The organism is Petrotoga sibirica DSM 13575, from assembly GCF_002924625.1.
Classification (GTDB): Bacteria; Thermotogota; Thermotogae; order Petrotogales; family Petrotogaceae; genus Petrotoga; species Petrotoga sibirica.
This window is the reverse complement of the sequence record NZ_JAHC01000043.1, coordinates 1-10185: the sequence shown is the minus strand read 5'-3', so window position 1 is coordinate 10185 and position 10185 is coordinate 1. Positions and strand designations below refer to the sequence as shown.

Annotated in this window: 10 protein-coding genes and 3 pseudogenes; 6 read left to right on the top strand and 7 right to left on the bottom strand. The window is 32.4% G+C overall.

Annotated features, from left to right (window positions below):
* From AA80_RS09865 to AA80_RS10540, 6 genes and pseudogenes are all read right to left on the bottom strand, one after another.
* Positions 1 to 237: pseudogene (locus tag AA80_RS09865) on the bottom strand (hypothetical protein); the annotation flags it as partial.
* A gap of 83 nt (positions 238 to 320) precedes the next feature.
* A complete protein-coding gene (locus AA80_RS10390) occupies positions 321 to 758 on the bottom strand; it encodes a 5-oxoproline transporter, DUF979 family subunit (RefSeq protein WP_255396823.1) in 438 nt (145 codons plus the stop codon).
* On the bottom strand, positions 685 to 1266 hold the full coding sequence (locus AA80_RS10385) for a 5-oxoproline transporter, DUF979 family subunit (RefSeq protein WP_103877536.1): 582 nt from the start codon (positions 1264 to 1266) through the stop codon (positions 685 to 687). The genes AA80_RS10390 and AA80_RS10385 overlap by 74 nt, the downstream gene beginning before the upstream one ends.
* Positions 1266 to 1934 (bottom strand): 5-oxoproline transporter, DUF969 family subunit, encoded by a 669-nt coding sequence (locus AA80_RS09850; protein ID WP_158248405.1) that lies wholly within the window; start codon positions 1932 to 1934, stop codon positions 1266 to 1268. Before AA80_RS09850 ends, AA80_RS10385 begins: the two co-directional genes overlap by 1 nt.
* Positions 1935 to 1968: 34 nt before the next feature.
* On the bottom strand, positions 1969 to 2592 hold the full coding sequence (locus AA80_RS09845; RefSeq protein WP_103877534.1) for a pyroglutamyl-peptidase I: 624 nt from the start codon (positions 2590 to 2592) through the stop codon (positions 1969 to 1971).
* 342 nt (positions 2593 to 2934) lie between these two features.
* A pseudogene (locus tag AA80_RS10540) lies at positions 2935 to 3895 on the bottom strand (ISL3 family transposase).
* A gap of 410 nt (positions 3896 to 4305) precedes the next feature.
* On the opposite strand from AA80_RS10540, the gene AA80_RS09830 reads away from it, so the two are divergent.
* The 6 genes from AA80_RS09830 to AA80_RS09920 all read left to right on the top strand — a co-directional run bounded on the left by AA80_RS09830 (position 4306) and on the right by AA80_RS09920 (position 9417).
* Complete coding sequence (locus AA80_RS09830) at positions 4306 to 4491, top strand: hypothetical protein (protein ID WP_103877532.1); 186 nt, start codon at positions 4306 to 4308, stop codon at positions 4489 to 4491.
* A 614-nt stretch (positions 4492 to 5105) separates the two neighbouring features.
* Positions 5106 to 5699, top strand: coding sequence for a hypothetical protein (locus tag AA80_RS09825; RefSeq protein ID WP_103877531.1), 594 nt, complete (start codon positions 5106 to 5108; stop codon positions 5697 to 5699).
* Positions 5700 to 5743: 44 nt separating this feature from the next.
* Positions 5744 to 6970, top strand: a complete 1227-nt coding sequence (locus AA80_RS09820) for a hypothetical protein (RefSeq protein WP_103877530.1) — start codon at positions 5744 to 5746, stop codon at positions 6968 to 6970.
* Positions 6971 to 7158: 188 nt separating this feature from the next.
* Positions 7159 to 7956, top strand: a complete 798-nt coding sequence (locus tag AA80_RS09815) for a GNAT family N-acetyltransferase (protein WP_103877529.1) — start codon at positions 7159 to 7161, stop codon at positions 7954 to 7956.
* A gap of 181 nt (positions 7957 to 8137) precedes the next feature.
* On the top strand, positions 8138 to 8725 hold the full coding sequence (locus AA80_RS09810) for an NUDIX domain-containing protein (protein WP_103877528.1): 588 nt from the start codon (positions 8138 to 8140) through the stop codon (positions 8723 to 8725).
* 359 nt (positions 8726 to 9084) lie between these two features.
* Complete coding sequence (locus AA80_RS09920; RefSeq protein WP_134080061.1) at positions 9085 to 9417, top strand: HEAT repeat domain-containing protein; 333 nt, start codon at positions 9085 to 9087, stop codon at positions 9415 to 9417.
* Here AA80_RS09920 and AA80_RS09800 read toward each other — a convergent pair.
* Positions 9405 to 10085 (bottom strand): annotated as a pseudogene (locus AA80_RS09800) (transposase); the annotation flags it as partial. The gene AA80_RS09920 and the pseudogene AA80_RS09800 overlap by 13 nt on opposite strands.
* Positions 10086 to 10185 lie beyond the last annotated feature (100 nt).

The window sequence follows — 10185 nt, the reverse complement described above, 5'->3', positions numbered from 1 at the left end:
TGCTACCAAGTTGTCATAGACGTTGAAAATAACTTCACCACTAGCAGTGTCGTAAGCATGATGAGGATCCAAAGTGTCGGGCTCACTTAGTGTTGCATCGAAGATCATATCAGGGTTTTTAACCTGTGAAAAAGCGAAAACACCCAACAAAGTAACCATAAGAACAATAAAAAATTTTTTCCATATCTCTTCCTCGTATAATATGTGTTTACCGTTTTTAGAAATTTCAAAGCACACATTTTAACTAACTTTTAATACCTTCAATATATAAAACTTTTCTCATCTGTAGTTTGACTTCATCTACTATGAAATGAATTTCGTTAGAACGCCATAATATACATAACTAATAAATGGGCGACCCACAACGCTAAGGCCATTGATATTTGTATTTTGATAATCCGATATTTATCTTTCATTTCTAAAAGAGCAGCCGGAACGATATTAAAATTAGCTGCCATAGGAGTCATCAAGATGCCACAGTAACCTGCAGACATAGCCAGAACAGCTATCGTTGCAGGATCTGCACCATGAATTTGGATTACAATTGGTATGCCTATTCCAGCTGTGATGACCGCAAACGCAGCAAAAGCATTCCCCATAATTTTTGTAAATAGAGCCATTCCAAATGCGTAGGCAAAAAGTGCCCAAAACAGGTTCTGAACGGGGAATATAATTTCAATCCCACTAGCGATTATTTCCCCAACTCCTGCCTGATTGAACAAGGCTCCCAATGCTCCTAAATAGGGCGGAAGGGCCAAAGCCCAACCAATAGCATCGCTGGTTGATCGACCAGAGTCTAATACCAGAGTCTAATATATGATCAAATGTTTCTCTTGGAATGTACAATCTATTTAATATTAATGCAATGACGCTCCCAAATCCTAAACCAATTAAAGGATTCCATCCAACAACAGCGAACAAAATGGCTACACCTGAAATAATTAAAATAGGAATTAATAATTTGTTTCCAAGTTCTTTTCTTCTTTTTTCTTTAAACTCTTTTGAGGTGTTGAAATAGGTACCTTTTCCTATCTTACCAATACCTGCATCAATTGCAATTATGACAACTAAAATACCAAAAACGACAGGGGGTAACCATTTTCCAAAAATAAATAAAATAGCCAATATTACCCAAAAAATGATAGTTCCAATTTTTTGTTGATGTTTTTCATCTTTCCAAGTTAGGCATGCATAATATAGTAACATTAATCCGATTAAAATATAGAAAATTTCTAATGTATTTTTGGAAGAGAAAAATTCTTTCATTATTTACTCACCCCTTTGAATCGTCTATCTAAGATCATATAGTAAATAAATCCATAGATAGCGGCAACTATAGCCATGGGAATGGCAGCTCTGACTAAACTAGTTAAACTCAGCTCAAAACCCATTTCAGCCATAACTCCTTGAATCAACAGAAGCCCAGCTGAGGCGGGGAAAACGTTTTGTGCGAAGAAATTTCCTATATTTTCTGATGCGGCAGTCATAGCTTTGATTTGTTCTTCATCATCCTCACTAATTTCAGCATTTCCCAAAGACCCTCTTGCCATAGGATAAATTAAAGGTCTTACGAATGCAGCGTGTCCTCCTATTCTTATGCCTATTGCTACAAAGACCTCTCTTATAAGTTGGTAGATATAAGCTATTCTTCCAGGAGTAGCTGCTCTTAATTTAGATATCAAATGTCCCATTTGTTCCATAAGACCATGTCTTTCCGTGATTCCGATAGCTGGTAACATAATTAAAAATAGAATCATGGTTCTATTAGCAATGAATAATGAACCTATTACCTCAAGAATTTGCACTACGCTTAATCCACCTAAAAGTCCTGAAATAAAACCACCTAAAAGAACAGATATAAGCGGATTGATGTTAAATTTACTTCCCAATGCTAAACCTAAAACAACGATTAAAAACCTAAAATAGGCAACCAATCCATCTCTAGACCATCTTTTTAAAATATAAAAGTTATAATTTTAGAGTTTTTTGAATTGCTATCTTTACAGCTTTTACCTGTAAGTCTAACGGCAGGCAAGGTATATTTTGACCATTTGTGAGAAATTTTTCAACTACTTGTTCTGGTAGATAAGGAACGTGAATAAAACCTGTCTTGGCAGGAAATCCGAATTTTGCCGAATGATACAAACTTAAATACATAACTTCGTTGCATACATACAATCCAGCAGTATTAGAAACAACAGAAGGGATGCCCTCTTTTCTTAATTCGTTGACTATTTCTTTTATTGGTAGTTTAGAAAGGTAAGCTGTTTCCCCATCTTTTCTTAATTGTTCGTCTTTTGGTTGAAAATTTTCATTATCTGGGATTCTAGCATCCATCAGGTTTATAGCTACTCTTTCTAAACTTATACTGCTTCGACCAGCTGCTAATCCTAAATGTATTGCGATATCAGGTTTGTGTTCTGCCAATAAGTTTGCTAAGATCTCATCAGCTTTTTTGAACACAACTGGTAGAACATTTGTGATTATTGAAATTCCTTCTAACTCTTCGTTTGCCAGAGAGTCGATAATTTTTTCTGTTGGATTTATTTTATTGCTCCCAAAAGGTTCAAAACCAGTAACTAAAACTTTCATGAAATTTAGCCTCCTTTTTAATTTTTGGTGTTTAGAAAGTCTGAAATATGCATTTTAATTAACTTTTAATATCTTTAATATATAGCACTTTTTTGATAGTAGTAATAATTTCTTACTTAATAAAGTCTAGAAAAAATTTTCAAGGTTTTTATTTTATGAATTAAATTTCATAGAAAAATATCTTTTATATCATAAAAAAGAAATCATTTAGTGCTCTTTTAAATCTCACAACATTCAACTAACAAAAAGCAAATCAAATTTGGACTCCTTGTCAAATATGGTTGATAGAATAGACTGAAGAGATGATGACAAGGGTAATACAGCTTTTTTTGTTGAGTAGTTTCAGCTCAGAAAGGATAACTGTTTACAATATGTTGTTCCTTCTGTGATGAAATTTGGTAGTTTTATGAATCTTTCTGGCATCACTCCTAATAGAACTTTTTTGGTATATCTCAAAACTTCCTTGAATCCAAAACTTATTCTTTTTATTAATTTTATGTGTGTATGATGTCCTTCTACTTTAGCCGTCGTTGTTCTATTAACGAAATATTGAAGTATTTCTTTTTCCCACCTTATATATGTTTTGGCCCATCTCCATACCTGAGGACCTTCACTTTCTTCCATCATCCCTATCAATATGTGTAACCTTCTTTTTCCTTCTTCATATGTTTCTGCTTTATACATCCATTTCAACATTAGTAGGTATCTATAATACTCTTTTAGATATGGATGTTCCTTCAATGTTTTGTATAATTTCTTCACCTTTTTCTTCTCTTTTAATAATTTCTTTCCATTCAAAAAGAATAATCTTACAGGTATCTTTTTATTGTTATTCGTTACCTCTTCCTCTATCTTTATACTTTCTCTTAGCTTTTTCTGTGCGTCTTTTACTACATGAAAATGGTCCGCTACTACTTTCAACTCCAGGTAATTCTTCTTTGACTGCATTCTTAAACGAGACTCTCATATCGAGAGCTGCTTCTGTTATCTTTTGCCATCTATAACTTATCTTCTCATTTCTGAAGCTTTTCCCTGTTTTTTTACACATGTATCTTTGTGGTCTGTGTATCAGATATATTCGTTGTGTCCCAACTTTGCCAGCCTTGATGATCCTTTCTTTTGCTTTACCGTTACGTACTACGTATTCTCGCTTGTCTTTACATCCTTTACATTTATACGGGCATTCTGGTATCTCTATCTTTTTCGAATATTCCACTTCAAAATAAATCTCTCCCTCTTTTTTCAAATCTTTTCTGTCTTTTAACTTAAAACCTTTGTCAATACCCAGTATTTGTGCTAAAATTAGTTTAAATTTCACTACTAAATTATATGGTATTAACTTTGTCGAAGATTCCACTTTTAATGATACTAAACAATTTGTTTTAGGAGGAATAAATAATAATCTTAGTGATATGGGATATCACTTTCAAATATTAACACCTGATAAGCCTTCTCCATTTAGTGTTATTAATACTACTTCAAATGGTCATTGGATTATGTTAACATATCAACAAGGAAAATTACCATTTGTAATAAAATTTTATGGAGTTGGAGGATATATAATTAATTTAGGTAACAAGAGACCTTTATTTACATTGGATTCTTTTGATTTATTAAAAATTGATTATATGAATAGAAATACAAAAAGGTTTGAACCAAAGGATTTACCAAAGATTATAAAGAAATATTAAAAATTGTGGGTGAGGTGATAATATGTGTGATAATAAGAATAAAAAATTAGAAATTGCTATGAAGGATTTCAAAAAGACAATTAAGGCATATGTCAATGTCGGAACTGCTGAGAGAAAGAAATATCGAGGAATTAATGACAGATCAATACAATTGAATAAGGATATTACTCAAATACTTGAAAAAAATAAAAGAAATCGAAGAACATGATTGTTGAAAAAGTAAACCGGTGACTTCGTCTAACAGCAAGGTTTACGGCTTCACTATCGTTGCTCCCAAATTCATTCGGTAAGGGCAGTCGCCCTAGCAGTTGCCCTAAGACTCACGAACTTCTTAAATCTCTGGTACGTTAGACGACATATGCATTTGGGGTGATTTTAAAAATGATTTATCGATTGAAAGTTAAATTGGAGGGTAATACATATATTAAAAAACCATACAAAATGAAAGTAGGTAATTATTTAGTATCAGTGGAAAATGACAAAAAAATTATGTTACGTTTCTAACAATTGGTAAAAACATTAAAGATTATAAAGAGTATTTACCCAAGATAACTGTAAAAGAGGATTCGACTCCCCAAATTCATATACCAGTGGTTCCATATCATGATGATATTATAGATTTGATTAAGCAAATTGAATCTTTAGGAAGTTTTTGGTTCCACATAAAAAAGATATATTGAGGGGAACCTGAAATAATTTGGGTTCCAGAAAATAAAGAAGAAGCTAAATTGATTCATAATAGCGGTGCAAATAATATAAAATTTACTCAGCAATATGATATTGCTCCTTTAGAGATGCGACCAGATATTTTAAAAGAGATAATTGAAAAAAGAGATATATGAACATTTAATTATTCCCTTATCGTTTTACCAAGAAGGAAGAAATGAATTTGAACTTAAAAGATATATAAATGCTTATTATAATTTTTACTTTTACTTAGAAGATTTATATGGTAATGGTAAAACTAAAAACTACCAGATAAGAAGAGAATTTTTAAAATCTAATCAGCTTAAAGAAGCGGTTAGCAAAACTATAGAAGAATTTAAAAATGGCCCTAGCAAAAAACATTATAAAAACTTAAAATCGTTTTTAAAATTAGAAAGTTGTTCATATGATATTGAAGGGGTTATTTCTTTAATTGTTAAAGTTAGAGGAAATTTACATCATTTTTCTCAAAAAAGCAGTAAAAAATTAGGTCACCCATTTAATCAAAAAGATTTTGAGACTATGGCTTTTTTATTAATGTCTATATGTGTAAAAACTTATACCCGTTTAACAACTGGTGAAAAGCCTTGTTATGTTAGGTGCATACGTCGTCTAACACAGAGTTTACGGTTCCACTCCTACCGTCGTTCCACCCAAATTGATTCGCCAAGCCAAGTCTGGCTAAGGCTCATCAACTTCGTAAACCCATAAACGTTATACAACAGCCTGTTTATATATTTAAGGAGTTGATTATTTTGAGAGAAGATTTACTTTTTTCTAAATACGATCTCAGAAAAGTTATGGATAACCAAGTTTCTTCAATGAAAAAGGAGATAGAATCTTATGATGGGAATAGATTATTAAATACTAGTGAAACTGATTTAATTGACTATTTTGTTAAGAAATATTCTATACAACCAATAAATTTGTTAAAAGAAAATATGTATGTTGACCAAGAAGAGGTTGAAGTAGATGTAAGTCATGATAGATCAAGGATTTTATTAGATGAAAGAAAACCATACTATGTTAAAGGTACTAAAATAACTTTGTTTGTTCCCTTTGAAGGGGAGGAAGATTTATTTGATTGTCTACCATCAAGTTTTACAACGAATCCACCAAGAGGTTATATTCAAAGTAATATTTTACGTATTTCTATATCTACAACTAATCATGATAGTAAATCTGTTCAAAAAAACTTAAATAAGGAATTAAATAATATAGAAAAATATATTAATTGGATAGATAAAGATATTAAACCTTGGAATGAATCATTAACCAAAAAGGCAAAGGGGATGATTGATAGTAGAAGAGATAAACTACTTAAGGATAGGGAATTAATTGATGAATTAGATTTTCCTATAAAAAGAAGAGAAGATGAAGAGTCAACGTATGTAGCTCCTGAAGTACGTAGAAAAGTGACTCCAAAACCGCCTGAAGCTACCAACGAACCTTATCAACCAGAACTAGTTTTAGATATGAAAGAATATGAACATATCATTGAAGTAATATGTAAAACTGCAAAAATGCTTGAAAGAAGTCCAAACACATTTAAAGATATGAAAGAAGAACAATTACGAGACCAATTTTTAGTTCCTCTTAATAGCCATTATGAGGGTCAAGAAACAGGTGAAACTTTTAATTTGAGTGGTAAAACTGATATTTTAATTAGGGTGAATGATAAAAGTATTTTTATTGCTGAATGTAAAATCTGGCGTGGACAAAAAGCCTTATCTGAGGCAGTAGATCAACTATTAAGTTATACTACCTGGAGAGATACTAAAACTGCATTAATAATTTTTAACAGAAATAAAAATCTATCAAACGTATTAGACCAAATTACACCAGTTATTTTAGAACATTCTAGCTGTAAAAAAAGTGTAAAATACGATAAGGAAACTGGATTTCGTTTTATCTTAGGGCATCCAAATGACCCAAATAGAGAAATGATATTAACAGTTTTAGTTTTTGATGTACCCAATTAATGGTTAATAAACGGCTGTCGTATAACGCAGTGTTCCCGCTTCGGCTAAAGACCAGCCTGTCTTCGGACATGCTCTCTGTCATGACTTTTGCAAATACAGCAAAAGTCACCCCAGGCCTAACGGCACGAGCACGTCGGAAACACTCAAAATGTTAGATGACATTGGTTAATTGAACAGGAGTGGTTTATATGGCCTTAGTAAAAATACACGAGATGGATGATACAGACAAATTCTTTGTTGGAACATGTACACATGTCAATGATACACCAAAATGTCTTTCAAGACACGAGATAGACTTTGCAGCTAAAAAGAGAATTTGTTGGCTTCAAGGTTTATATAGTAAAGGTGTTAGAACAAAAGTTGCTTATATTAATAATGAACCAGTAGGATTTATGCATCTTATACCTATTGAAATATGTCCTTGGGGTCCTATTGGTAAAGACTTATTGGTAATTCCTTGTTTAGTAGTATTAAGTAAAGCAAGAAAAAGAGGAATAGGAAAAAAACTTATTGCGTATGCAGAAGAAGAAACACTTCGTCAAGGTTTAAAAGGTTTAGTTACAATAGGTTATTATCATAGTCACTGGTTTATGCCGGCAGCTTTTTTTGAAAAATGCGGATTCAAGGTAGTAAAGCGTAAAAATGACGAAGCAATTTTATGGAAAGTATATGATCGAAGAGTAACGGAACCAAAATTATTAACACCAAATTATAATTTTAGAGAAAATAAAGTTAAGATAACGATTGATCTTTTTTGGAATACATTTTGTCCCACAAGTTATATAGAGGCTCAAAGAGTTAGGGAAGTAGCAGAGGAATTTGGTGATAAAATTTTACTTAATGAATATTGTGCTGATGAAAGACATATTCTTCTCCGTTATCAAATTGACAGGGGAATTTTCATAAATGGTAAAGAAATATGGTATGGTCATGAAGCTCCTAAAGAGGGTATAAGGAACGCTATATATGAAGCTCTTAAAAACTAACCGACGTCGTCTAACATAGTATTCTCGTGAAGCCAAAAACTGGCTACTCTGCGGGACATGGCTTTTTGCCATTACTTTTACAAATACAGCAAAAGTCACCCCAGGCCTAACGGCACGAGCACGTCAGGAACACTCGGAACGTTATCTGAAATACCCCAAAGTAGGAGGGAATTTTAAAAACATGATTAAAACCGTTGGAGCATCGGCAGTTATAAAATACAAGAATAAATACATATTTGAAATACAGAAACGTCATAAATGGTACCATTGTTCTGGAAGTAATATAGTGATAGGTATAGGTTGTATCGGTGGTTCAATTGAAAATGAAGAGTCTCCTATTGAAACATTAAGAAGGGAAGTCAAAGAAGAAATAAAAACAAAAATAAATATTATTGAGTGGAATTCTCCTTTTACAATCAATTCCAACTTAGAAGTTAATACTATTGAATCAAAACTAGAGGAAAATTTATTTTTTGATTGGTATGGAACCAGAGAACCTTATAAGAAAAACAGAATCTGCGTTTTTTTAGGTGAAGTTATCGGTGATCCTTTCCCAGGTGATCTGCCAGGTTTATTAGTAGCGGATATAGAATTACTGATTGAATGTATCAAAAATCAATCAACTATTAAACACTGTATAAATAAAGGTATGGAGATAATAAATAAAGAAGAAATTCCTTTAGAAGCAAAAATTAAAGGGGTAGGAACAGTTAAAAAATTAGAAGAACTATATGAAAACCATAAATCAAGAATAAAACATCTATTATAAAAAAGTTGTGGTACTTCAGATAACATAGGATTTCCGTTACGCCAAAGACCGGCTACCGTCTGGAACATTACCTTTGTCATCTCTTTTGCAATGATAGGTAAGGGGTTATGACAACAAAAGACCTGCCAACCCTAACGGTACGGTAACGTCGGAAATCCTGAGAATGTTATATGACATTCCGCCCTTTCGCCATATCAAAAAATATAAAAATAATGTATAATTGTAAATTATAGAGGTTGAAAAGATGTTAACAATTGAAAATATGCTAAAATCAAAGAGAAGGCCAAAAGAGTAAGAAACTAATCGCTGAACTTATTCAACGCTTTGAAGCTGGAACCACTGCTGAAAAAGGCAACTGTATGGAAGCGATAGAATATATCACCAAAGAAAATCCTGAATTTGCTGAAAATTGCGTTGAGTTTGTTATTGCTCATATCATTGATAAAGCACCAAGAGTGAAATGGGAAGCTTGCAGAATAATAGGCAATGTTGCCCAAAAATTACCAGATAAAGTTAAAGAAGCCATCCCAAAACTTTTAGAGAATGCAAAGAATAAAGGAACAGTGACAAGAGGGAGTACCGCTTTTGCTCTGACTGAGATTGCCAAAAGCAATCAAGATGTGCAAAGAGAACTTATTCCAGCATTTAAGGAAATACGGCTCCTTGTCAAATATGGTTGTAGGTATCTATAATACTCTTTTAGATATGGATGTTCCTTCCATGTTTTGTATAATTTCTTCACCTTTTTCTTCTCTTTTAATAATTTCTTTCCATTCAAAAAGAATAATCTTACAGGTATCTTTTTATTGTTATTCGTTACCTCTTCCTCTATCTTTATACTTTCTCTTAGCTTTTTCTGTGCGTCTTTTACTACATGAAAATGGTCCGCTACTACTTTCACTCCAGGTAATTCTTCTTTGACTGCATTCTTAAACGAGACTCTCATATCGAGAGCTGCTTCTGTTATCTTTTGCTTTATTTCATACGGTATTTTATTTAAAAATCCTTTCAACTCTTCTTTTTTGTCTGATTTTAATATTGCTATCGTCTTTGATGTGTTTAATTCTACTATCGTCGTCACCATCTTAAACCCTCTAAATGGTGGTCTGTGTATCAGATATATTCTTTGTGTCCCAACTTTGCCAGCCTTGATGATCCTTTCTTTTGCTTTACCGTTACGTACTATGTATTCTCGCTTGTCTTTACATCCTTTACATTTATACGGGCATTCTGGTATCTCTATCTTTTTCGAATATCCCACTTCAAAATAAATCTCTCCCTCTTTTTTCAAATCTTTTCTGTCTTTTAACTTAAAGCCTTTATCAATACCCAGTATTTGTGCTATAATTTTGTTGCTTATGATATCGCTCCTCTCTCTCTCTCTTTTTATTTTTTTGTTTTTTGTTCTATGAGGAGTGATATCTTTTTTTTACCCCTTTTGTCAAGTACCTCATCAACCA

What these genes read in the sequence shown, in the direction of transcription:
- AA80_RS10385 (WP_103877536.1), bottom strand. Translation starts at nt 1,266, where the DNA reads ATGAAAGAATTTTTCTCTTCCAAAAATACATTAGAAATTTTCTATATT.
- AA80_RS09845 (WP_103877534.1), bottom strand. Translation starts at nt 2,592, where the DNA reads ATGAAAGTTTTAGTTACTGGTTTTGAACCTTTTGGGAGCAATAAAATA.
- AA80_RS09830 (WP_103877532.1), top strand. Translation starts at nt 4,306, where the DNA reads ATGTGTGATAATAAGAATAAAAAATTAGAAATTGCTATGAAGGATTTC.
- AA80_RS09815 (WP_103877529.1), top strand. Translation starts at nt 7,159, where the DNA reads ATGGCCTTAGTAAAAATACACGAGATGGATGATACAGACAAATTCTTT.
- AA80_RS09810 (WP_103877528.1), top strand. Translation starts at nt 8,138, where the DNA reads ATGATTAAAACCGTTGGAGCATCGGCAGTTATAAAATACAAGAATAAA.
- AA80_RS09920 (WP_134080061.1), top strand. Translation starts at nt 9,085, where the DNA reads ATGGAAGCGATAGAATATATCACCAAAGAAAATCCTGAATTTGCTGAA.